The sequence below is a fragment of the Fictibacillus sp. WQ 8-8 genome (assembly GCF_024494405.1).
Classification (GTDB): domain Bacteria; phylum Bacillota; class Bacilli; order Bacillales; family Fictibacillaceae; genus Fictibacillus_C; species Fictibacillus_C marinisediminis.
Genome location: NZ_JAMXKG010000001.1, coordinates 128,845 through 150,813 on the forward strand (window position 1 = coordinate 128,845; position 21,969 = coordinate 150,813).

Genomic DNA, 21,969 nt, shown 5'->3' on the forward strand with positions numbered 1-21,969 from the left:
CCTATACCCTTATAGGGTATATTCATTTCCAAAAGAGAACGTGCTGTTTAAGCACGGTCCATTTTGGTCCTTTCAATTAGGCAATATCGTATCCTTGTTCATCAATGGTTTCTTTAATTTCTTCAAGATTAACTTTTGTGGAATCAAACTCTACTTCAACGGTACCTTCCTCCAGCTGTACTTTAACATGATGAACACCGTTTAATTTCCCTACGCTTCCTTCTACAGCATTGACGCAATGTCCGCAAGACATTCCTTTTACATTCAGCATGATTTTCTCCATCACTATACCTCCCTGATGTATGATTTATTTCATTAATTTTTTCACAGTTACCAAGAGCTCATCGATCACTTCCAGCTCGCCCTCCTGGATTCTTTCCACAACACAGCTTCTCATATGTCCTTCAAGAAGCAGTTTCCCGACACTATTTAGCGCTGACTGAATGGCTGATAATTGGGTAAGAACATCATCACAGTACGTATCACGTTCAATCATACCCTTTACCCCCCGAATCTGTCCTTCAATACGATTTAAACGGGTCACCAGGTTGCTTTTCATTTTATCAGAATGGTGGCTTTTTCTTTCTGTTGAACAGTGTGATTCATGTTCTTGAATTTCCAAATCAACCAGCCTCCTTTTCCCTTTCATATTACCATACCCCCCTACCCTATGTAAAGAAGTAAAGAACAGAGTAAAATAATTTCTCATTTACTCTTCCCCGTTTTTTGTATGTATACTCTTATTTCAGCAAAAAGTCCAAAATAAGAGTGCTCTTACCTTAACTGCACGATTTACCAAAGGTTTTCCAGGTTGCGATTTTTCTTGCATAGCGAAGCAATTCCTTTTTCAATCTTCTGATCTCTAGCTCTGAGGTATTCATTTCCTGCTGAAGAGTTGACCATTCCTCTTCACTGACCACTAAAAGCCCTTTGCTGTGCAGCATTTGTACCGCTGCATCACCAATGAGATTTGCCGCTTGATTAGCAGAACTGCGTTCCATCCTGTCCACCCCTTTTCAAGATGTTCCTGTATACAACATATTCTGCGCTTTATTGTCATTATCCTTTCTTTAAAACCAAACAATATTTTCCAAAACAAAAAAAGGAGATCACAACTTTTGATCTCCCTTTTTCCTGTTAATCAATCATTCAAGGCATTTCGTGCAAACATGGAAATCACAGCATCATCCATCGGCGGATTATGAAGACCTGCGCGCACATCGCGATAGTACCTTTGCATGGGATTATCCTGAAACAGACTGTGTGCTCCAACGATTCTCATCGCCAGATCCACCACCTCGTTTGCACTGTTTGTCGCTGAATATTTTACCGCAGCCAGTGCATTTCCGATAGACTGGCGTTTTTCAGGATACCTTTCCCATTGTTCAATGACTCCGTACATGAGCTGTCTTGCTTTTAACAGCTCCAAATCCATCAATCCTATTTTTCTTTGCACTTCAGGAACTTCACTTATTGGTCCTTTCAAGCTGTTAGGCCTATAATTTTTTGCAAAGGAAACCGCATAATCGCGGGCAGCTCTGGCGATTCCGATATAACATGCCGGGATGTGAAGAAGCCAGGCTTTTGGAAGCTGCTGATTATTCTCCTGATCGGCCGTTTCTACAAGATCATTCCGTTCAACGGCCACATCTTTTAAAACCAGGTCATCGCTCCGAGTTCCCCGCATGCCCAGCGTGTTCCATTTATCTTCAATGGAAACACCCGGAAGTTTATGTGACACGAGAAATGAAGATACTTGGTCTGAATCTTTGACCGAAGCTGACACAATGGAATAGTCAAGAGCAGGAGCCATGGAAGTAAAGGACTTTCTTCCGTTTAAGATCCATTGATCCCCTTTTTGTTCGGCAATCGTCTGAGGTTTCCCGCCTCGAGTCGGACTTCCTGTTGCCGGTTCAGTGGAAGCACGGTTGATCAAACTTCGAGAATGCACAATGCGTTTGCAGAGCTTCTCAAAGACTGTAGGATCCCATGGTTTTCTCTCAGACAAGTCCATAACCACACCAAGATGCCATCCTATTGATAATGCCGTAGAACCGTCTCCGCGGGCGATTTGTTCCTGAAACAGGATATAGTCATAAAGGCTGATCTCCTGTCCTCCGTATTCTTTAGGGACGGTCAAGGATAAGTAACCGGATTCCCCCAATTCCTTGAAATTCTCAAATGGAAAAGTGCCTTGCTGGTCATGTTCGGGAGCGCGCTCTGCAAATCTCTCACTAAGCTCATGTAATTTCTTCATCCAGCGAGCCTGAAATTCAGTATGGATAAATTCCATTTTGTCTCACCAACTGCCTTTTAATAGTATAGTTTTTGTGTAGAAAAGCTCTGTTTTATTATATTTACCCTACTTCGTTTATGTACACTTCGCAACTTTCATGCTTTGTTCTTAGGCGCTTTGCTCATTTTTATTTCGGACAGAGACCATTCCGTGCCTGATGACGTCTAATGAAATAGGATGGATCTTTTTATTTATCATCCAATTCTTCTATTTCATCCATAGAAAGGACATCAACTGTGAAACTCAGATACCGAATTCTTGTATTTCTAGCCATTGGGCTGTTTGCTTTTTCTTATTATTTCTATCAGCACTCCTCATTTAGCTCCCCGAAATCCGTTCATCCTTCAGCCAAGTATCCTCCTGTTGAGCAAAAAGAAAAACAAGAAAAAATTCAAAAACCAGAGGTGAACCCAACACCATCTCCAGATAAGGAAACGAACCAAGAGGTAAAAAGCCCTTCTGCCTATCCGCTATTGATCATTAACCTTCATAGCAATGAGCTCGCCTATTATAAAAACGGGACGCTTGTAAAAACATTTTCAATTGCTTCAGGTAAATCTTCGACCCCCACTCCCCAGGGAATCTATAAAATTGCCAATAAGATTAAAAACAGACCCTATTACAAAGAACATATTGCTGGAGGCGATCCTAAGAATCCGCTCGGCGACCGATGGATGGGCTTATCCGTAAACCCTCAAATCTCCTATGCCATTCACGGAAACAACAATGAAAGCTCCATCGGCCAGCATGTTTCTTCCGGCTGCATAAGAATGCATAACGAAGAGGCAAGGTGGCTTTTTGATCAGATCACTCTTCAAACCACCGTCATTATTACAAATACAGTCAAATCGTTCCCTGTAATTGCTGGACAATATGGTTACGTAACCGCACAATAAAAAAAGAAGGGGCTGTCCTGAAAGTCGAAAATTGACCTTCAGCAGCTCCTTTTTGGCTTGAAAATAGTTGATTGAAGTGGAAGGTGCGAGACTCCTCGAAAATGAACTTCACATTTTCTTCGTGCGATAAAACGCTGCCGGAGCCTTCCTTGTCCTGCGGGACTAGCGTGACAGGTGAGACTCCCGCAGGCGCTAGCGCCAAGAGGCTCACCGCACGCCCCGCGGAAAGCGAGCACCCTGGAACGGAAATCAACAGCTTACAGACTTCTTGGACAGCCCCTTCTTCCTTTTACATAAGATACCTAAGATAAACATAAACACTTGATATAAGAATGGATAAAATCATCAAGGGAAATCCAATGATCAAATATTTAACAAACGAAATATGATAGCCTTCTTTACTCGCAAGTCCGGCAACCACAAGGTTGGCACTCGCACCGATCAAGGTTCCGTTGCCGCCAAGGCAGGCTCCGAGTGACAAACTCCACCATAAGGGCTCAAGGTTTGTGATTCCCATATGCCCCATTTCTTTAATCATCGGAATCATCGTCGCAACAAACGGAATGTTATCCACGAAAGCAGAAGCAATCGCGCTCATCCATAAGATTAAGAAAGTCGTCGCCTTTAAATCTCCGCCTGTCCACTCCATCGCATGTTTAGCCACACTTGCAATAATCCCGGTCTCAACCAGCCCTGCTACAATAACAAACAATCCCACAAAGAAAAACAGCGTGGTCCATTCTACTTTTTCGAGAGCATATTCCAGGTGTTTTTCACCTGCCAGCAACAAGAGTAGAAAGGCACCAAACAAGGCAATGGTTGCGGTTTCCACATGAATGAACTGATGCAGGAAGAATCCGCCAATGGTAATCGCAAGTGCGAGCAAGCACTTACGGAGCAGCTTATGGTCTACAATTTCTTTCTTTTCATCAAGCCTCATCAGATTTTCTACTAACTCAGGTCTAGTTTTGAGTCCTTTTTTATAAAAGATAGCCATGATGACTATTGTGACCACTAGAATGATCCCGCAGATAAAAGCAAGATTATCAATAAAGGACAAGAAGGTGAGCTCCTTTACCGCACTGCCGATCATAATGTTTGGCGGGTCACCAATCATCGTTGCTGTTCCGCCGATATTGGACGCGAAGATCTCAGTCATTAAAAAAGGAATCGGATTGAGGTTTAACCTTCTTGTTACGCTGAAGGTAACAGGTACAACGAGCAGAACCGTCGTCACATTATCAAGAAAGGCCGAACCGATAGCTGTAATCAAACCTAACGCAATGAGGGTCTTGACCGGATCTCCTTTTACTTTTTTTGCTGCCCATATCGCAATAAATTTGAATAATCCGGTTTCCGCCGTTATGGTTACAATAACCATCATACCGACGAGAAGACCGATCGTATTAAAATCAATATGATGAATGGCCGTTTCCTGGTCAATGACGCCAAGAGCTACCATAAGCGCTCCCCCAAGAATGGAAATAATGGTACGGTGAACTTTTTCAGAAATAATTAAGCCATATGTAATTAAAAATATGCTGAGCGCTATAATTGCTTGTTGTCCCATATTCTTCTCCTCCATTTATCATTACGGAAAACCAGTGCTAGCGGTTCACTTGTCTCAAACCTTAACTAAAATAATACTTCATTACCGTTGAATGGGTAAATGGTTTTTGCATTATTGCTAAGTTTCAATTCCATTGATATGGTCTTTTTTCCCCCTCCCTTTTTGTTTTAAATCCTTAAAAGAATGGAATATGTGTATTAAGTTTGTTGGGGAAGAAAATGAAAAACTTCGTGATAAAAAGGCAAGCCGGAGAAAAGAGCTTCTCCAAAAACCGCAGCATCATGAAATTAATTTGTAGAATATTTGTATAACTTCTGTCATGTTTTTTTATGAATTTCAGGGTTCGTTTTATAAAAAATCGGGTACTACTCTTATATCCCAACTTTTAGGAGGAATTCAAAATGGCTAACACAAACGTGAACAATGTGGACGAGAAAGTAGCAAATATGGACTCCGAAAAGAAAGATCAAGTTTTACAGGATTTTGAGGAATTTAAAGGATACTTATCAGACAAAGTCAGTAAAGGCCAAAAGTTAGGATTAGGGGAAGAGCAGCTGGCGAAAGCCGCTGAAAAAGTTGCTGGATATCTTGCTGAACATGAAGAACCTAGAAACTCTGAAGAAAAACTCCTTCAGGAACTTTGGAAAGTAGGAGACAAAGATCAGCAGCATGCACTCGCTCATATGCTGATACGCCTGGTAGATTAACAGTAAGAGTTGTAAGAGTACCGGATTCTTATCCGGTGCTCTTTTTTAGATCCCTCCAGTATAAAAACTTTTGATCCTATGTTTAAGAAAAATTTCATAGGGAACAGAAAACTAAGGCCAAATTAAAATTAATTCTACTGAAGGAGTGATTCCAAATGGCCAAGAACAATAACCACAACATCTCTAGAGAAGAAGCTGGAAAGAAAGGCGGAGACGCTACTTCCCACACTCACAGCAAGGAGTTTTATCAAGAGATCGGGGAAAAAGGCGGCAATGCTACCTCAAAAAATCATGATCGGGAATTTTATGAAGATATCGGAAGCAAGGGCGGAAAAGCCCGCCATAATGATTAAAAAATCAGCCCTTAAAGGGCTGATTTTTTTTGATTTACCTTAACTCTAAACGTTTATAAACTACTTCACCGATTAACGCATACCCCTTTTTATTAGGATGCAGTTCGTCAGCAAAATAAGCTTTTTTGTTTTTCCCTGTGAAGACTCCCTCTACATTAATAAACCGGGTATTCTCCTGTTCAGCCGTTATATCCTGTGCCTTTTTGTTCCATTGCTGAACCAGGCTGCTTTCAGGGAGGCGGTCTTTTCGGTTTGTGAATGGGTTATAAATGCCTGCCAGATATATTTTTGCCTTTGGATTTTCTTTTCTCATTTCTTTTATCGCTGTTTTTAAATTGTTTTGATAGTTCTGCTGTGCTTTTATAATGATTTCTTTTTTTCGATCCGGCCGGGTTTTAGAAAGGTGCAGGCTGTTTAAGTAATCATTCATACCAATATTTAAGAAGATCATTCGGGCAGAGCCGATGGATGACTTTAACTGTTCATTCTTTAAACGCTTTAACAATAAGGCGCTTGTATCATCTGGAACTCCGTAATCCTTGACTGTAATCTCAGTTTTCATGTGATTTTCAAGTCGTTCTTCCACTGTTCCTACATAACCGCTGTTGCTTGAATTTCCTACACCATAGGATAATGAATCCCCCAATGCAACCAAATTAAATTCTTTGCCATCGTTTTTTAATTCTGATTTTCCGTAATGGGTCATAGAGGACAGAACAGAAGGAAGATTAAGCTTTGTGATGGAAAAAAGGATGCCTGTGATTAAAACGATCAGACAGGATGCGATAATTAATGTGTTTTTTTTCATGGTGAAAGCCTCCGGATTTAATTTCAATTAGGTCTAATGATCTAGCTTAAAATATTTCCCTTATTTCCTCGGATGTAAACTATAAATCGGTATGGAAGCCTTTAAACCATTGTAATGTTTTCGCAATATTAATATGTTAAGATAAAATTATGTCAGAGTAATGCGGGGGCTTTCTATGTCAAAGTACTTAGTTGATCATAAATCCTTGGTTATACATCGGACAGCATACATCTGCCACGCATGTCAGCATAACTTTATTCTTAACAATTATCGTGACTTCACAAACAGCGAAGATAAAGTACATTCTCTTGTTGAAGAACAACGCTATACGTATTGTCCAAACTGCGCTCAAGAATTGATCCTACCACCTTATTAACAATAAAAACAATCGCAGCCAATGGCTGCGATTGTTTTTTTTATATGATCCTTTGGCCTCTTTCAGCAAGGGCATAATGAATGCCATGCTTTAGATTGGCAAAGGACTTTATATCGGAAGTATGATAATTTGAATTTGTCATCTTTATACTAAGTGCCGATGAAATTCCTACCATGATCGTTTTTGTGCCAAGCAATGTCGTAGCCGCAATGAGCTGCTGAAACAGAGAAATTGTATACTCGCTAATGTCCTCATCCAATCCCGTAAGATCAAGGATTAAAAAATCAGCTCCATATTTCGGAAGTTCATTGATGGTTTTTTCAAGCAATTCTTTAGAACGGTCTTCGTTATACTTGCCCAATAGTGGGATGACTACAATATGATCCAAGACAGGAATGATAGGTGAAGAAATAACTTTTAGCAGATCGGACAATTCTTTCGTCCGTTCTTCCACTATTTTTTCAAGCTTAAATATTTCAGCCTGTTCTCTCCTTCTTGAAAGTTCATGAATATTTTCAGAAACGGTGATTAGTGAGGGATAGAATTCAAACTGACAATGTTCATCACCTTCCAGCTGGCTGGAAGTCACTCGATACCAAAGGTTCTCTCCAAACAATCCGGTTAGTACACCCGCCCAGTGTCCAGGAATGAATGTTCCATGGTTCTTCTTTTTCTGCAGCTTATTGATTCGGTATTCCCAACTGTTTTTCATCCGCAAAACAGCTTTCTTCTCTTTTTCATCCAACTCTTCGATCTCCAAGGTTCCCCATCCGGCAGAAGCATAAATCCCTGGCAGTACATTCAAGACATCTGTCGGATTGGCTCCTTCATTATAAAAGAATTCTCCAACGATGATTCCCATCCGATATCCAGTTGTCTCAAGTACGATATTAGCTGACTCATCCCCGGATACTTCTTCAATGGTGTCAAGAAATGTTTTAAAAGCGGAATTAATCCAAAAGAGAATAGCATCATCCCCTTCGAATAAAAAGCTTCCATCAGCAGGTTTCCAGCTGAATTCAGCACTTCCCACCTTAATCTGTGTATTATTTAAATGATTCATAGTGACCATTCCTTTCAAGGCTTGGCAATCAACCTTTCTTTAATTTTACTGTATTCACAAGAAAAAGCCCAAAAAAAAGGGTGAATTCCCGTTAGATTCAGCCTTTCTAATAAAATCACTAGATCATGATCCCTGCAACTGCTGCTGATAACAAGCTGACGAGTGTGGCTCCATACAGCAATTTCAGTCCGAATTTTGCTACTTCGTTCCCTTTTTGTTCATGAAGGCCTTTTACCGCACCTGTTATGATTCCGATTGAAGAAAAGTTTGCAAAAGAAACGAGAAATACCGATACAATACCAACGGTACGCTCGGAAAGTCCTTTAATTTTGGCGAGGTCAAGCATTGCTACAAACTCATTGGATACAAGCTTTGTTGCCATAATCGTTCCGGCTTTTACAGTCTCTGAAAAAGGAACACCGACAATAAAGGCGAACGGAGCAAATACATATCCGAGCAGCTTTTGAAACGTTATGCCGAACGCCATATTGAAAACATCATTAACGGCACTGATCAGCGCCACAAATCCAATTAGCATCGCACCTACAATGATTGCTACTTTAAACCCGTCCAGAATATACTCCCCCAGCATTTCAAAAAAGGTTTGCTTTTCTTCCTGAATCTCGATAATATCCTCTTCTGCTGTTACTTCATAAGGGTTAATGATATTTACTATGATGAATCCTCCAAGAAGATTAAGCATTAAGGCCGTCACAACATACTTTGGATCAATCAGCGTCATATATGCACCAAGTATGGATGCAGATACCGTGGACATCGCAGACGTACACAGCGTGTACAGACGATGCCTTGGCATATGGCCCAGCAGCTTTTTAACCGAAATAAAAACTTCTGATTGTCCGAAGACTGCTGAAGCCACTGCGTTATAGGATTCCAAACGCCCTAAACCATTGATCTTGCTTAGGAAAAATCCGATCCATTTTATGATGAAAGGCAGAATTCTTAAGTGCTGTGCAATTCCGATCAGAACGGATATAAATACAATCGGCAGGAGAACATTAAAGAAGAATGGCATAGCCCCTTTGTTTGCAATTCCGCCAAAAACAAAGTTTACACCGTCTGCTGCATACCCGAGCAGCTTCTCAAAAAGATTAGAGATACCATGGATAATTACTAAACCAATCCCTGTATTGAGCAGGATATAAGTCAGCAGGACCTGAAGTACAAGCATGATAATTATAGGTTTAAACTTGATATGCTTTCTATTATTGCTGACTGCATAAGCAAGCAAAAATACAACAGCAAGCCCTAAAATAAAAATAAGATATTTCAATCTACCAGCAACCTCCTTTAAATTTTATATTGTTCAATTTTTCATATTTAAATATTTTTCATACAGCAAATAAACATATACATATACTACCCTCCATACTGGATGCTTTATCCTGAAATTTTCACCCTATCAAAAAAACCACCTAAGATAAAAGGTGGCTGAAATAACAATAGGTTATGAAAGTTGACGGCTTTTAATAATCACCGGGAGCGCCTGGCGCAGATGGGCATACGTTGATATGTTGGAAAAATCCAATCCAAGGTTAACCGCAGTCTGTGCAATTTCCGGACGAATTCCAGTTACTGTTGTTTCAACACCGAGTAAAGCAAGCACCCGAACAACTTGAAACAGCTCATTCGCTACCATCGTATCCATGATTGGAACACCTGAGAGATCAATGATCAAATGTTCAAGTTTTAATTCTGTGCATTTATCAAGACTGCTTTCTTTAATCATTTGCGCGCGGTAAGTATCAATTTCGCCTACCAGCGGCAAAACACCGATCCCTGAAAACACGGGAATAATCGGCGCACTCAGTTCCAGGATCATCTGCTGCTGTGACAAGAGTCTCGCGTCACTGATCTGCTGGAAATAAACCGTAAATAGCTCAATGACATGATCAAAACCCGCATTCACTTTTTTGCTCCATCGTCCCAGCGTTTGAAGGGAGATTTCTGCTTCATTCTCTTGTACAAAATCCATGATTAGATTCCAGAAAACAATCCGGAAATATTTAAAGTTTTCCAAAGTTTCATGCAATGGGGTATCAGCATTTGCCCTTCTTACAGCCACCTGCTCTGACCACGCGGAAAAGTTCACGTCGTCGCTGATAAACGTTTTGGCCATATTTTCAATAAATGTTTGATTATGCTGTATTCGTTCTGCGCTGACTCCTTCTAAAGAGCCGCTGAGACTTAATTTTTCCTCCTGAAGCTTCAGCCATTCCTCACTTAAAGCTGCGGTGTTTCGCATCAAATACTCGTATAAGTCACGTTCCATTGCCAATGGTGTTCCCTCCTTATGTATCCAAGCATCCTCTTCTATAGTAACACTTTTAATGGATGAAAATAAAAAACCAGGCAATGGTCGCATTGCCTGGCGTAAACTAATGATTTCTTCTTGCAAAGTCAACAAATCGGAATTTATCGGGACGATGCCTGGATTCAGTGTATTGAAGAAGGCTTGCATCATCAAGATAGACATGATTTTTAACAACTACAACGTTATGAAAGCCATTGAGTGATAACAAGTTTCGATCTTCCTCTGTCGGTTCTTCAACAATAATTTCTTTTTTGGCAAAGCTGATCGTTAACCCAAGATCTTTTTCTATATATTCGTAGATCGAATCTTCACAGATTTTTTTTGTTAAACCAGGAACCAACTTTTCGTTAAAAAAGTCTTTATCGAGGATAATTTTTTCCTCATTTATCTCCCGTATCCTTATTACTTTCCTAACGGTATCGTTCTTCGTCAAATTCAGCTCATTTTGCAAAAAAACGTCTGGAGCGATTGTTTCCAATTCATGAACCACTGTTTTCCAAGGTTTCCCTAATTTCGAGGCCAATTCCTTAAAGCTGACCAGTCCGGAAACAGGAAAATCAAATTTAGCCAGATCAAGGACGATTGAGCCTTTCCCGCGGATCTTCTGGATAAAACCGTTCTGAGCAAGCAAGTTTAAGGCCTTTCTGATCGTTTCCCTGGATGTCTTGTATCGCTCAGCAAGCTCATGCTCAGAGGGCAGTTGTTTTCTTGCAGCAAATTCCCCTTTTTCAATCTGCTGGGATATCTCTTGATAGATCGCCAAATATTTGTTTGTTTTCATTTTTACCACCACATTTATTGTACCATTACTTTATAATGCGATAAACGATGGATTCATAGGGTCTCAGCTTCATTCCTTGGAATTCATGGGATGAATCCTCGTAGTTAGACAGGATCACCTCTGCCTTTCTCCCTGAAGGTACAAGCTCTTTAGGTGCATGGAACACCGCTTCTTTAGCATAGAAATTATTAATGACCAGCAGTTTTTCATCTGGAGTATTTCTCGTATAGGCAAAAATAGATGGATGGTCTTCGAGGATTAAGTTGTAATCCCCCTCTGTTAGAACATCCAGCGACTTTCGCATGGAGATTAATTTCTGATAGTGGCTGAACACAGAGTTCTCGTCGTGAACGGCCTTTTGTGCATTGATTTCTTTATAATTAGGCGCAACGTTGATCCAAGGAGTACCTGAGGTAAAACCAGCATTTGGCGATGCATCCCATTGTACAGGAGTACGTGAGTTATCTCTTGATTTCTGCTTTAGTATCTTGATAATCTCCGGTACATCTTTTCCTGCCTCTTTTAACTCTTGGTAGACATTGAGTGTTTCAACATCCCGGTAGTCTTCGATGGTATCAAAGCCCGGATTTGTCATGCCGAACTCTTCACCCTGATAAATATAAGGAGTACCCTGCATACAGTGAATCACCGTCGCCAGCATTTTCGCCGATGTTATCCGATGTTCACCATCATCCCCATATCGGGAGACGATTCGAGGCTGATCATGATTGCACCAGAACAGCGCATTCCACCCGCCACCTTCATTCATGCGTGTCTGCCATTCAGAAAGAATCCTTTTTAACGAAAGAAAATCAAAATCAGCGGCCGTCCACTTTTCTCCATTAGGATAGTCAACTTTTAAATGATGGAAGTTAAACGTCATGCTTAATTCTTTGCTTTCCGGCCTGGAATATCGGATACAATGATCGATGGAAGTGGAGGACATCTCTCCCACTGTCAGACTGTCATGCTTAGAAAAGACCTCTGAATTCATCTCCTGTATAAACTCATGCACCCTTGGGCCGTCCGTATAAAATCTGCGGCCGTCACCAGGCGGAAGTGATCCGTCATCTTCAGGAAAATCCTGATTTTTAGAAATAAGATTAATCACATCCAGCCTAAAACCGTCAACGCCTTTATCAAACCAGAAGTTCATCATCTCATACACATTTTCACGGACCTTTTTATTTTCCCAATTCAGATCGGCTTGAGATACATCAAAAAGGTGCAAATAATACTGTTCTGTTGTTTCATCATATTTCCACGCTGATCCGCCAAATTTGGAGATCCAGTTATTCGGTGCAGCTCCGTCTTTCGGATCTTTCCATATATAAAAATCTCTAAATTTATTGTTTTTTGAAGAGCTGGCTTGTTTAAACCATGCATGATCTGTAGATGTATGATTCACAACGATATCCATGATGATTTTAATGCCCCGGTTATGTGCTTCACCCAGCAGCCGTTCAAAATCTTCCATGGAGCCGTATTCTTCATGAATTTTATAATAATCACTGATATCATAACCGTTATCTTTTTGCGGAGACTCATAGATTGGAGTCAGCCAGACCACATCTACATCGAGAAGCTTTAAGTAGTCCAGCTTTTCAATGATTCCGTTTAAATCTCCGGTGCCGTTTCCGGTCGTATCCTTGAAGCTTTTTGGATAAATCTGATAAACCACTGATTTTTTCCACCATGGCTGTTCCATAGTGTCCACCGCCTATCTGTCTAATAATTATAAATGTGAAGCCGGCTCATGTAAGTGAGCCAGCTGTACTTGTCCGTTATTTCGCTTTTTTTACTTTGGCAAAGAGGTATGTTAATACAAACGGAACAACAATTGCGATGGCCATTCCAATAAAGAAAGGCGCCCATTTATCCGGGAAAATAGAAAGGAAACCAGGTATTCCACCGACACCGATGGAAGAAGCTTTAACTTTATTTATAGTAATGAATACCCCCGCGATCGCAGAACCGATGATCGCACAGATGAAGGGATATCTGAACCTCAGATTAACCCCAAACAGTGCAGGTTCAGTTATTCCTAAATACGCAGAAACAGCTGATGTAAAGGACAATCCTTTTACCTTTTCGTCTTTTGAGATAAACATCATAGCCAGAGCTGCGGATCCTTGAGCAATATTAGAAAGAGCGAGCATCGGCCATAAAAAGGTTCCTCCCTTGCTTCCGATGAGCTGAAGATCTACCGCCAGGAAGGTATGGTGCATGCCTGTTACAACAAGCAGAGCGTAGAGACCGCCATAGATAAGCCCTCCTAAAGCAGCAAAGTTGTCAAAAATACTGACAAGTCCATCAGTTAAAAAGTTTGCGATTCCAAATGTAATCGGACCAATAACGATAAAGGAAAGAAAACCTGTAACGAGCAGGGCAATCGGAGCAACGATAAGCAATTTAAACGCATCGGGTACCTTTTTATTTAAAAACACTTCAATTTTCGCCAGCACATAGGATGCCAGCAGAACAGGAAGCACCTGGCCTTGATAGCCGATCTTCTCAATCTGTAAACCGAATAAATTCCAGTGCGGCACTTTTCCAGCTTCAAGCGCTTTTCCGTAATCCCATGCGTTTAGAAGACTTGGATGCACAAGCATCAAACCCATGACGATCCCCAGCAGTGGATTTCCCCCGAACTTCTTGACGGCTGACCAGCCGATTAATCCAGGAAGAAAAGCAAACGCTGTGTTGGCAATCACATTGATCATATCCGCAAGATCTTTCCAAGCGGTATTTACATCGACAAAAGATTTCCCCTCATAAAAAATCCCTGGCCCAGTAAGGATATTGTTTATCCCCATGAGCAGACCGGCTGTAACGATTGCCGGAAGGATTGGAATAAAAATATCAGCTAATGTTTTTACGGCCCGCTGTATAGGATTCAGTTTCTGTTCAGCCGCATTTTTGATGTCTTCCTTTGTTGCTTTACCTATTCCTGCAGCCTCGACGAGCTCATTATAAACTTTGTCCACGAGTCCTTGTCCGATGACGACTTGAAATTGGCCGTTTGTGGAAAAAGATCCCTTCACCGCATCAATATTTTCGAGCTTTTCTTTGTTGACTTGATTTTCATCATTTAGTGCAAAGCGAAGTCTGGTCACACAATGAGTTGCTGCACCGATGTTTTCTTTGCCGCCTACAGCTTCTACAATTTGTTCAGCGGTTTGCCTGATGTCCATATAACCTTCCTCCTTGATACCGTTTACATATAACTTTTATAAAACAGCCTTGTTCACGCGTTGTAATCAAGGCTAAATTTTGAAAAGTGATGTAAAGCAGTGCGTTTTTAAATCGCTTTCATAAAAAGCGAAAACTTGTATATACATGTCTTTTTTTGTATTGTAGCTTGTATATACATGAAGGTCAACACTTTTGTTATTTCTTTTACTTTCATCCAAACTTTCGATGAAAAAACAATAGTTGTGGGATTTTTTTCAAAAGTCAAATGAAAACACCTATACGCGGTATACTGTTTATAAGAACAGAAGAAATAGAATTGGATTTGAATGGTTGATTAAAGTTAAGCGGGCTGATATGCCTTTATTCTAATAAAAAGGAATGAGGAAGCATGACAAAAAAACTTAAGGAGCTTATTTCCAAACTTCAAAAACAGGGTGTAAATATTGATATTTGTTCAAAAACGGCACTGCTGGCCTTTCAAAATGATTTTGGAAGTGTAAAAAAATGAAGGTTTGGATCGGGGAGACATTCGAAAAAACGATTGATGGCGAAAAAATCATGATCATCGATATTTACCCTGACAGCGAAAAACCATCAGACAAAATCTATCAAAAGCTGATTTACAAGTGGGTGTAATATAACGCACTGCAGGTTGTTCATATAGAGATCCTGATTTTGGCCTATCCGATCAGGACTTTATTTGGTATGGGACAGGCCATGAAATCAGCTCCTAGCAAAAACATTCCCTTTCAACTGGGGTACAAGATCAAACTCATCCATCTTCGTACAATGCCGCACATCTTCTGAAAATCCGCGTTCACGCAGCTCCAGTCCGCTGCCGCAGTTCCAAATGACTTCTTGAATGTTTTCCTTTTGATAAAGATAAGCGCCTATACATACTTGTGCTTCAGGCGATTTACTTCCGTTAAGTTTCGAAAGTATGGCACCTGCACCGAGATAATCCTCGATACCTGGTCTGATGTTATTTTCAGCCTCCTGCGGATTTTCCCATCTCTCACCGCATGCCACCACGGTGATGTCAGCACCTGACTGCTTTTGCAGCTGTTCGGCCTTTCCCGCAGCGGCCGATGCATTCAGCAGACAGCCGATCAGCAGTGCAGGAACTTTTCTGGCAGCCCAAATGCACGCTGCACCATTCAACGAGCACATCACAAACTTCTTTTCTTGATCATGCAAACTGAATGATGCCGGTGAAAGAGAATGCATCCCCCATTTCAAAGCTTCTGCTCTTCCTGATAAAAGCTCTGCTCCGACTTCCTCTGCATATTTTTTGGCTTCTTCACTGATTGGCGGAGGATAGGGAAAAATCTTAGCACCATAACTTAGTGCCGTAACAACGGTGGATGAAAAGCTTAAAACATCAACCACAACAATAATGTCTCCCCGCTCTGCTGCTTCCCTTGCTCCCCTGACTCCCCACTCTGTTTTGCATTGATAACGCTGCTGCTGAAATACCAACATTTTTCATTCTCCCTTCAGTCTCTCTGCTTTTAATGGTATCAGCAGCACTTTAAAAAAAGTAGACTGTTTTTACATAATTTGTTAAACTGTATCCTGAGGTCTGAAAATTTTTCGAATGTTTCCCCACTGCTTCTGGCAGCGGGCTTTTTTGTGTGTATTGCATTCTTTATAAATATATGTTTTACTTATAATTGTCTTGACAATTATTTTTTTATGAGAGGAACGATGATTTTGCAATCACAACATAAAGATGTTTCTGTCGGCTTTTTAATTAACCAGACAAGCAGGAAAACAATAAATTTGCTTATGCATCGCTTTCGTGAATTTGATATTACACCCGAACAATGGTCGGTTCTTTATCAGTTATTCGAGGACGGGGGCATTACCCAGAAAGAACTTGCCCGCCGGACGGCTAAAGACCAGCCAACCACGGCTAGAATCCTCGATATCCTCATGAAAAAAGAACTGATTCAAAAGCAAATGAGCGAAACGGACCGCAGAGCTTTTATTGTCTCCCTTACAGAAAAAGGCGAGGAAATCGCCTCCAAGACCGTTCCCATTGAAGCTGAAACCATGAAAGAAATCCTTGCTGGAATTGAACCGGCAGAAGTGGAACGGTTTAAAGAAGTCCTCGAGAAATTAAGCAAAAATATTGATGACATCATCAACAGTTAGGAGCCATGCAATTGAATTCACACCAAGAAAAACTTTGGAGCAAGGAATTTATTATCATAACCGTATGCAATTTGCTTTTATTTTTAAATTTGCAGATGATACTTCCTTCGTTTCCTGTCTATACGAAAGATGCCTTTCAAGCCAGTGATTTTACCGTCAGCCTTGTTACGAGCCTCTTTGCTCTTTCTGCCATCGCCACCCGTTTTTTTGCAGCGGGAATTCTTCGAAAAGGAAAAGCATCTGTCATTCTTTATTGTGGGATCGCCATCGCCGCACTATCGACAGCCGGCTATTATTGGTGCGGATCTATTCTTCTCCTTCTTGCCATGCGTGTGCTTTTTGGGATAGGCTTCGGACTATCAAGCACAACCTTGCCTACCATGGCAGCTGACGTTATACCCCAAAAACGGATGGGTGAAGGAATCGGCTATTTCGGGCTTTCAACGAGCTTAGCGATGTCACTCGGCCCGATTATCGGCCTTTCATTGCTTGGCAACTACGGGTTTGGAACACTGGCAGCTGTCGGGACTGTTGTTTTAATTCTTATTTTCCCGCTGGCGTTCGTGAACCGATCCGCCGCCGTTCTTCCAGCCCCGCCTAGTGCGGAACCATTGAAAAAAGCCAATCACAGTACGGGAGAAGCCCTTAAAAAGATTGCTCTTCCTGGGCTATTAAACCTGTTATTATCCATTACGTATGGAGGCCTGCTTAGTTTCCTTGCTCTATTTGGAAAAGAAGCCCACCTCACCCATATCAGCTACTTCTTTTTATTCAACGCCCTTGCCATCTTTATCATCCGTCCCTTTTCTGGAAAGATTTTTGACAGCAAAGGTCATTTTAGCTTACTGACAGCGGGGGCCATATCCGTGATGTGCGGCCTCTTTACGCTTTCCATAGCCTCTTCCACAGGGTATATCATCCTGTCCGCGATGCTTTATGGCTTTGGGTATGGCATGATTCAGCCTTCCGTACAGGCTTGGATGATAAAAGCAGTACCCGTGGAACAACGTGGCTTAGCCAACAGCATGTTCTTTAATTCGCTCGACTTAGGAGTAGCTGCAGGTTCGATGCTGCTGGGTTTGATCGCCATGCATCAGGGATATGCCGGCATGTATCGCCTATCCGCTCTGTTTATGGCAGTCTTTCTCGTCCTGTATCTCGCTGTGTCTCTCTTGCACAAAGGAAAACAGCAGGCTGAAGATGTGCGGAAATCAGCTTGATATCATGGAATTGAGCGAAGCAAGGCTGGAATTGAGCTTAATCCGATGATAATTGAGCCAAATATATTCAAACAACTTCGCTAGGGTAAAAACTTAAAAAGCCATAGAAAAAAGCTTGAAGAATCATAATGATCTTCAAGCTTTTTTATGCTGATTTAGCTATCTTTTTCCGCTTTCTCACCCACCATTGAGCCAGGGGCAGAACAGCAAACATAATAAAAAAGATACGAAACAGCTGATAACCTGTAACCATGGAAAGATCTGCATGAACTGCGGAAGCGGTAACTCCCATCTCAGCGATGCCTCCTGGTGCAGCACTCAAAAACGCGGTAGTAAAGTCCATTGGCGTCCATTTGCTGAGCAAAAAAGCAATCCCTAAAGAAAACAGGACGAGCAAAAGACTGTTTCCAATCGTGTAGATGCCTAGTTTCTTCACATTCCCCTCCATTTGTGGATTAAACTGCCGGCCAATGTGGATTCCGAGGAAAATTTGGGCGACGAGAATGAAATATGACGGAACATGAGGGGCTTGCAATCCTAACGAAACGGATACTGCGACAGCGATCAGAGATCCTGCCAAAAAGCCGGCTGGAAGCCTGATCCTCTTTCCTCCCCAGGCGCCAAACAAGGCGATAGCAGCAAAAACAGCATACTGCACCCATGTCCCCGACTCAGCAGCATTTACCTGTGGAGCAGTAGATGGACGAACTTCACCGCCAATTCCGTGAACCGTTAAAAAGGGGACGAAAAAGATGACAGATACTGAACGGATCGTCTGCATGAGGACCACGGTCGTTGTATCCACCTCCATCGTTTCTTCGCTCATAACCACGACCTGTGACATTCCGCCGGGAACACTTCCAAAGATACTGCTCGCCAGATCAATTTTTATATGTTTTACCGTGTAGAAAGCCAGAACGAGGCAAAATAGAACCGTAATAACAGTTGTAGAAGCCATAAAAGGAAACTGAAGCACCATTTCTTTTACTGTTCCTGCTGTAAAAGAAGTTCCTAGCATCGATCCCAGAAAAATAATAGCCGTATGCCTGAATCCGATCGGCCAGTACAGCGGCTGTTTTGATAACTTCCTCCATACCACAACAGCAGTGAGCGAACCTAACAGCCATGGCAATGGCATGTGTATCAACAGGAACAGGAGTGCACCCGTGATCCCTATACATGCTGTCTGCAAAATCGCAGATACGTTTTTGTTTCCTTCCAACATCAGCATTGCACCCCTTCAACTTCAACAGATAGTCAATACCTGCCTGAGAAATCAGCGTTGCCTAGTACATTTATTCAACTATCATATCAAAAAATGTTTAAAAATGACTGTTTTATACATAAAGAGCATTTTGTTCATAAAGTTCATGAATAGATGGTTTGGTGAAATTACGAAGTGTAATAAGCTGCTTATTCCATAGACAAAAATCTATTTCTACTAAACTTCGAAAAATAGTTATAAAACAAGAACAGAGGTCTAGTCCACCTTCTGCCATCCTCACATATGATATCTTAACCGGAATTTATTTCTGGAATCCACTTTCAAGGGGGATGCACAAATGGGCTTCGAAAAAAAGCACAAAAAGTTCAGCACAGGAAAGAAACATAAATGCGAATCTTCTTCTTCCTCTTCTTCTTCAAGCTCTTGCTTCTGTAAAAAGCGCAAGAGAAAACATTGCGGTTGCCATAGACGCCGCCGCTGTTGCTGCGGTTTCGGCTTTAGCTGGATCTAACCCTTTAGAAAATCAGCTCAAAAAGAAGGATCCTTTTAGGATCCTTCTTTTTTGCGCTTGTCCGCCAGCTTCATGATCAGTTCGTTTGCTTCTCTTTTGTTCAGCTTATACTTTGCCGAACTTTTCGAAAGTGATTTAATTTTGTTCATTTGTGTTTGGGTAGGAGGCTGTCTTTCAATCAGTGATTCATAGTTTTGATATGCTATTTTCACTGCTGTTTTATCGCTTAATAGATCAATCATCTCATAAATAGCGGCAATAGCCCCATCATACCCAATTCCATATCCAGAATCACTGCCAAACAAAAAACGATCCGGATACTTTTCCATCAAGGGCACAAAATCTTTCAGTTCATATTCACTGCCTTCGCCATATTCAGTATATCCTGCATAAAAGTCAATGAATAAATTGCTGTATTTAGAAAGCAATGCTTCTATATTTTCTGGCGTGGAGGCAACGTTGGCATGAGCGTAAATGAAATTGACCTTCGGAAAACGGGTAAGCACCCTTTGCAATCCCGCTATAGGCGGACCATAAGCAGGATCGATATGCAAAAGCACAGGAACTGTATACCGGCCAGCCAGTTTATAAATCTCATTGAGTTTCCCTGAAGACGGAGTTTCCGCCTTCCATTTAACAGAAGAGACAATTGGCGAATAAGTTGAAGAAGCCGCCAATTCACCGATGTTTAAGTAACCATTTTCAAGGTTTTTCCTTGTATAGGCTATCCCTTTTTCAGAATAAATGTTGATGCCCGCAAAGGATGGATACACCTGCTCAGGGCGTTCCTCATAATCCTTCCAGGCGAGCTCATCTGTTTTCATTGCCTCTGGTTCTGAAATACCACCAAATAAAACCGTACGATCCACTCCAAGTCTATCCCATTCCCTATAAGGAAATTCTGGAGATTGGTGGTTATGCACATCAATTAAAGGGAGATCTTTATATACCTTATAAAGCGGCTCGCCATCCGGCTTTTTCTTTCTCATCTCTTTTAATTTCAAATGCATCGTTTGATCCGCTTTATAGTTTACATCAGGAATTACGGTAACATTTTCTTCTTTTTTATCCACTTGAATCGTACAGGATGCCAACAGTAAAATGATGGTTCCTCCTGCAGCAAAAAAAGAACGGAATGCAGCGATTTTAATTGACCTCTTCCTCCCTTAGAATGTCATTATAAATAAAAGGAGTGAGCTAGCCTCACTCCTCCAGTTAGTTCATGATTTTCACAGGAATTAAATCGGTATTTTGCTTTGTGAAGGAATTATATTCTTTATTGATCCGGATAAATCCTTCTGTCGGTGTCTTCACTTTATTCGTCTTTAAAGTGTTGATATCCTCTTCATTTAAATCATTGTAGGTCGTATCGTACTGTGAACCCGGTCCTGTGTTTCGCCACACGAGAAATTGCATAGGTCTTGCAGCATCCTCTATGACGTTATTTTCAAACTTCGGATGGATGGCACCACTGGCCAATATCCCCCTGTAACTCCCAGTTCCGTCAGCTACATTTTTGATGATATTGTCTTCTATGACAGCGTTTGACCAGTTCATGACGCGAATGGCATCCTGGCGCGTTTTTTCTATCGTATTGTCCTTGATGACAACCTGATCATGATATTTTCCGCCTGAATACTTATGAGTCCCAACCGCCCGGTCAAGATTTTTAAACTCATTATCTTCAATGGTTACATTCTGGTTCGGTGTACGGTCGAACGTACTCCATTTCTGGCTCCATCCTAATGTAGAATGATCCGGTGTATCAAGGTTGATGGCTTCTTTATTCCTGTTAGGCGAAGGCTTGGAATCAAGAAAACGATTATGTGCGATGGTTGCGTGTGACGTTGCATCCATTTCAATAAAATGGCCAGATTGCATATTTCGGAACGTAATGTTTTTTACATTTATATTCATGTTATGGCCTGCAATTATGGCAATTCCATCTTGTGTGTACTTCATATCGATTACGGCTGAACCTTCACCGATAAAAGAGATGTTTTTCTCTCCGTTATATTCTCCATATATACTGCTCTTTGCCGATTTGGAAGGACGGATCAGCTGAAAGATAGATTTCGCTGACTGAAAGACACTCGTCCCGGTCTTCGTTCCTTTCACAATGTTCACTCCGTCCTTTAATTTCAGGGTTACATTGGACGGAACATACAGGGTGTTGGAAATTGTGTACGTTCCTCTGTTTAAAACGAGAGTACCTCCACCCGTCTTTTCCAGCTGTTCCAAGTACGACCGCAGCAAATAATAATGCTTCGTATACGAATTATACGTACTGAAGTTCATCATGAGTCCTTTGTAGGTTTTACTGTTTGGAGTCACCGAATAAGTTGGTGACGCTGCAGCTGCATGGGATGGAAGAATAATGCTGGCCATCAGAGCTGCTGTTACAATCCATTTCATTGCCTTTTTACGCATGATTAATATTTCCCCCTATGAATTATTCTCCTCTTCTACTATCGGC

Annotated in this window: 22 protein-coding genes; 6 read left to right on the forward strand and 16 right to left on the reverse strand. The window is 41.3% G+C overall.

What is annotated here, in order from left to right; all coding sequences use genetic code 11:
• Positions 1 to 76 precede the first annotated feature (76 nt).
• From copZ to M1K46_RS00650, 4 genes are all read right to left on the reverse strand, one after another.
• Positions 77 to 283 (reverse strand): copper chaperone CopZ, encoded by a 207-nt coding sequence (copZ, locus tag M1K46_RS00635; protein WP_053357194.1) that lies wholly within the window; start codon positions 281 to 283, stop codon positions 77 to 79.
• 24 nt (positions 284 to 307) lie between these two features.
• The gene (locus M1K46_RS00640) at positions 308 to 649 is read right to left on the reverse strand and encodes a metal-sensitive transcriptional regulator (protein WP_053357193.1); all 342 of its coding nucleotides are present in this window, start codon (positions 647 to 649) and stop codon (positions 308 to 310) included.
• Between the two features lie 130 nt (positions 650 to 779).
• Positions 780 to 1,001 (reverse strand): hypothetical protein, encoded by a 222-nt coding sequence (locus M1K46_RS00645; protein ID WP_053357192.1) that lies wholly within the window; start codon positions 999 to 1,001, stop codon positions 780 to 782.
• Positions 1,002 to 1,141: 140 nt separating this feature from the next.
• A complete protein-coding gene (locus tag M1K46_RS00650; RefSeq protein WP_256224448.1) occupies positions 1,142 to 2,293 on the reverse strand; it encodes an acyl-CoA dehydrogenase family protein in 1,152 nt (383 codons plus the stop codon).
• Between the two features lie 239 nt (positions 2,294 to 2,532).
• Between M1K46_RS00650 and M1K46_RS25710 the strand changes: the two genes are divergently transcribed.
• Positions 2,533 to 3,192 (forward strand): L,D-transpeptidase, encoded by a 660-nt coding sequence (locus M1K46_RS25710; protein ID WP_256224449.1) that lies wholly within the window; start codon positions 2,533 to 2,535, stop codon positions 3,190 to 3,192.
• 289 nt (positions 3,193 to 3,481) lie between these two features.
• Here M1K46_RS25710 and M1K46_RS00660 read toward each other — a convergent pair whose 3' ends face one another.
• Positions 3,482 to 4,762 carry an ArsB/NhaD family transporter gene (locus M1K46_RS00660; RefSeq protein WP_256224451.1) on the reverse strand — a complete coding sequence of 427 codons (1,281 nt, stop codon included), beginning with the start codon at positions 4,760 to 4,762 and terminating at the stop codon, positions 3,482 to 3,484.
• A 401-nt stretch (positions 4,763 to 5,163) separates the two neighbouring features.
• Here M1K46_RS00660 and M1K46_RS00665 point away from each other — a divergent pair, with 401 nt between their 5' ends.
• Together M1K46_RS00665 and M1K46_RS00670 are read left to right on the forward strand one after the other, a co-directional pair.
• Positions 5,164 to 5,469 carry a DUF3243 domain-containing protein gene (locus M1K46_RS00665; protein ID WP_256224453.1) on the forward strand — a complete coding sequence of 102 codons (306 nt, stop codon included), beginning with the start codon at positions 5,164 to 5,166 and terminating at the stop codon, positions 5,467 to 5,469.
• A 155-nt stretch (positions 5,470 to 5,624) separates the two neighbouring features.
• Complete coding sequence (locus M1K46_RS00670) at positions 5,625 to 5,822, forward strand: KGG domain-containing protein (RefSeq protein WP_256224454.1); 198 nt, start codon at positions 5,625 to 5,627, stop codon at positions 5,820 to 5,822.
• A gap of 34 nt (positions 5,823 to 5,856) precedes the next feature.
• Here M1K46_RS00670 and M1K46_RS00675 read toward each other — a convergent pair whose 3' ends face one another.
• The 7 genes from M1K46_RS00675 to treP all read right to left on the reverse strand — a co-directional run bounded on the left by M1K46_RS00675 (position 5,857) and on the right by treP (position 14,379).
• Positions 5,857 to 6,630 (reverse strand): GDSL-type esterase/lipase family protein, encoded by a 774-nt coding sequence (locus M1K46_RS00675; protein ID WP_256224455.1) that lies wholly within the window; start codon positions 6,628 to 6,630, stop codon positions 5,857 to 5,859.
• A 416-nt stretch (positions 6,631 to 7,046) separates the two neighbouring features.
• The gene (locus tag M1K46_RS00680; protein ID WP_256224456.1) at positions 7,047 to 8,069 is read right to left on the reverse strand and encodes an STAS domain-containing protein; all 1,023 of its coding nucleotides are present in this window, start codon (positions 8,067 to 8,069) and stop codon (positions 7,047 to 7,049) included.
• Between the two features lie 118 nt (positions 8,070 to 8,187).
• Positions 8,188 to 9,363, reverse strand: coding sequence for a NupC/NupG family nucleoside CNT transporter (locus M1K46_RS00685; protein ID WP_091003134.1), 1,176 nt, complete (start codon positions 9,361 to 9,363; stop codon positions 8,188 to 8,190).
• A 174-nt stretch (positions 9,364 to 9,537) separates the two neighbouring features.
• Positions 9,538 to 10,362, reverse strand: a complete 825-nt coding sequence (locus M1K46_RS00690; RefSeq protein WP_256224973.1) for an STAS domain-containing protein — start codon at positions 10,360 to 10,362, stop codon at positions 9,538 to 9,540.
• A gap of 106 nt (positions 10,363 to 10,468) precedes the next feature.
• Entirely contained in the window at positions 10,469 to 11,185 is a 717-nt protein-coding gene (treR, locus tag M1K46_RS00695) for a trehalose operon repressor (RefSeq protein WP_256224458.1), read from the reverse strand.
• Between the two features lie 25 nt (positions 11,186 to 11,210).
• The gene (treC, locus tag M1K46_RS00700; RefSeq protein ID WP_256224459.1) at positions 11,211 to 12,893 is read right to left on the reverse strand and encodes an alpha,alpha-phosphotrehalase; all 1,683 of its coding nucleotides are present in this window, start codon (positions 12,891 to 12,893) and stop codon (positions 11,211 to 11,213) included.
• Between the two features lie 76 nt (positions 12,894 to 12,969).
• Positions 12,970 to 14,379, reverse strand: a complete 1,410-nt coding sequence (treP, locus tag M1K46_RS00705) for a PTS system trehalose-specific EIIBC component (protein WP_091003126.1) — start codon at positions 14,377 to 14,379, stop codon at positions 12,970 to 12,972.
• Positions 14,380 to 14,884: 505 nt separating this feature from the next.
• Between treP and M1K46_RS00710 the strand changes: the two genes are divergently transcribed.
• Complete coding sequence (locus M1K46_RS00710; protein WP_255357543.1) at positions 14,885 to 15,016, forward strand: hypothetical protein; 132 nt, start codon at positions 14,885 to 14,887, stop codon at positions 15,014 to 15,016.
• A gap of 87 nt (positions 15,017 to 15,103) precedes the next feature.
• On the opposite strand, the gene M1K46_RS00715 is transcribed toward M1K46_RS00710, so the two are convergent.
• Positions 15,104 to 15,862, reverse strand: coding sequence for a 2-phosphosulfolactate phosphatase (locus M1K46_RS00715; protein ID WP_256224463.1), 759 nt, complete (start codon positions 15,860 to 15,862; stop codon positions 15,104 to 15,106).
• Positions 15,863 to 16,087: 225 nt separating this feature from the next.
• Here M1K46_RS00715 and M1K46_RS00720 point away from each other — a divergent pair, with 225 nt between their 5' ends.
• Both M1K46_RS00720 and M1K46_RS00725 read left to right on the forward strand, forming a co-directional pair.
• Entirely contained in the window at positions 16,088 to 16,537 is a 450-nt protein-coding gene (locus M1K46_RS00720) for a MarR family winged helix-turn-helix transcriptional regulator (RefSeq protein ID WP_062232880.1), read from the forward strand.
• 5 nt (positions 16,538 to 16,542) lie between these two features.
• Entirely contained in the window at positions 16,543 to 17,757 is a 1,215-nt protein-coding gene (locus M1K46_RS00725) for an MFS transporter (RefSeq protein ID WP_375162165.1), read from the forward strand.
• 145 nt (positions 17,758 to 17,902) lie between these two features.
• Here M1K46_RS00725 and M1K46_RS00730 read toward each other — a convergent pair whose 3' ends face one another.
• The 3 genes from M1K46_RS00730 to M1K46_RS00740 all read right to left on the reverse strand — a co-directional run bounded on the left by M1K46_RS00730 (position 17,903) and on the right by M1K46_RS00740 (position 21,923).
• Entirely contained in the window at positions 17,903 to 18,982 is a 1,080-nt protein-coding gene (locus M1K46_RS00730) for an AbrB family transcriptional regulator (RefSeq protein ID WP_256224468.1), read from the reverse strand.
• A 546-nt stretch (positions 18,983 to 19,528) separates the two neighbouring features.
• Positions 19,529 to 20,587, reverse strand: coding sequence for an amidohydrolase family protein (locus M1K46_RS00735; RefSeq protein WP_256224469.1), 1,059 nt, complete (start codon positions 20,585 to 20,587; stop codon positions 19,529 to 19,531).
• Between the two features lie 121 nt (positions 20,588 to 20,708).
• Entirely contained in the window at positions 20,709 to 21,923 is a 1,215-nt protein-coding gene (locus M1K46_RS00740) for a right-handed parallel beta-helix repeat-containing protein (protein WP_256224470.1), read from the reverse strand.
• Positions 21,924 to 21,969 lie beyond the last annotated feature (46 nt).

Coding starts and splice junctions, on each gene's coding strand:
- copZ (WP_053357194.1), bottom strand. CDS start 283: ATGGAGAAAATCATGCTGAATGTAAAAGGAATGTCTTGCGGACATTGC.
- M1K46_RS00640 (WP_053357193.1), bottom strand. CDS start 649: ATGAAAGGGAAAAGGAGGCTGGTTGATTTGGAAATTCAAGAACATGAA.
- M1K46_RS00645 (WP_053357192.1), bottom strand. CDS start 1,001: ATGGAACGCAGTTCTGCTAATCAAGCGGCAAATCTCATTGGTGATGCA.
- M1K46_RS00650 (WP_256224448.1), bottom strand. CDS start 2,293: ATGGAATTTATCCATACTGAATTTCAGGCTCGCTGGATGAAGAAATTA.
- M1K46_RS00660 (WP_256224451.1), bottom strand. CDS start 4,762: ATGGGACAACAAGCAATTATAGCGCTCAGCATATTTTTAATTACATAT.
- M1K46_RS00665 (WP_256224453.1), top strand. CDS start 5,164: ATGGCTAACACAAACGTGAACAATGTGGACGAGAAAGTAGCAAATATG.
- M1K46_RS00670 (WP_256224454.1), top strand. CDS start 5,625: ATGGCCAAGAACAATAACCACAACATCTCTAGAGAAGAAGCTGGAAAG.
- M1K46_RS00675 (WP_256224455.1), bottom strand. CDS start 6,630: ATGAAAAAAAACACATTAATTATCGCATCCTGTCTGATCGTTTTAATC.
- M1K46_RS00680 (WP_256224456.1), bottom strand. CDS start 8,069: ATGAATCATTTAAATAATACACAGATTAAGGTGGGAAGTGCTGAATTC.
- M1K46_RS00690 (WP_256224973.1), bottom strand. CDS start 10,362: ATGGAACGTGACTTATACGAGTATTTGATGCGAAACACCGCAGCTTTA.
- treR (WP_256224458.1), bottom strand. CDS start 11,185: ATGAAAACAAACAAATATTTGGCGATCTATCAAGAGATATCCCAGCAG.
- treC (WP_256224459.1), bottom strand. CDS start 12,893: ATGGAACAGCCATGGTGGAAAAAATCAGTGGTTTATCAGATTTATCCA.
- treP (WP_091003126.1), bottom strand. CDS start 14,379: ATGGACATCAGGCAAACCGCTGAACAAATTGTAGAAGCTGTAGGCGGC.
- M1K46_RS00710 (WP_255357543.1), top strand. CDS start 14,885: ATGAAGGTTTGGATCGGGGAGACATTCGAAAAAACGATTGATGGCGAA.
- M1K46_RS00715 (WP_256224463.1), bottom strand. CDS start 15,862: ATGTTGGTATTTCAGCAGCAGCGTTATCAATGCAAAACAGAGTGGGGA.
- M1K46_RS00720 (WP_062232880.1), top strand. CDS start 16,088: ATGATTTTGCAATCACAACATAAAGATGTTTCTGTCGGCTTTTTAATT.
- M1K46_RS00725 (WP_375162165.1), top strand. CDS start 16,543: ATGCAATTGAATTCACACCAAGAAAAACTTTGGAGCAAGGAATTTATT.
- M1K46_RS00730 (WP_256224468.1), bottom strand. CDS start 18,982: ATGTTGGAAGGAAACAAAAACGTATCTGCGATTTTGCAGACAGCATGT.
- M1K46_RS00740 (WP_256224470.1), bottom strand. CDS start 21,923: ATGCGTAAAAAGGCAATGAAATGGATTGTAACAGCAGCTCTGATGGCC.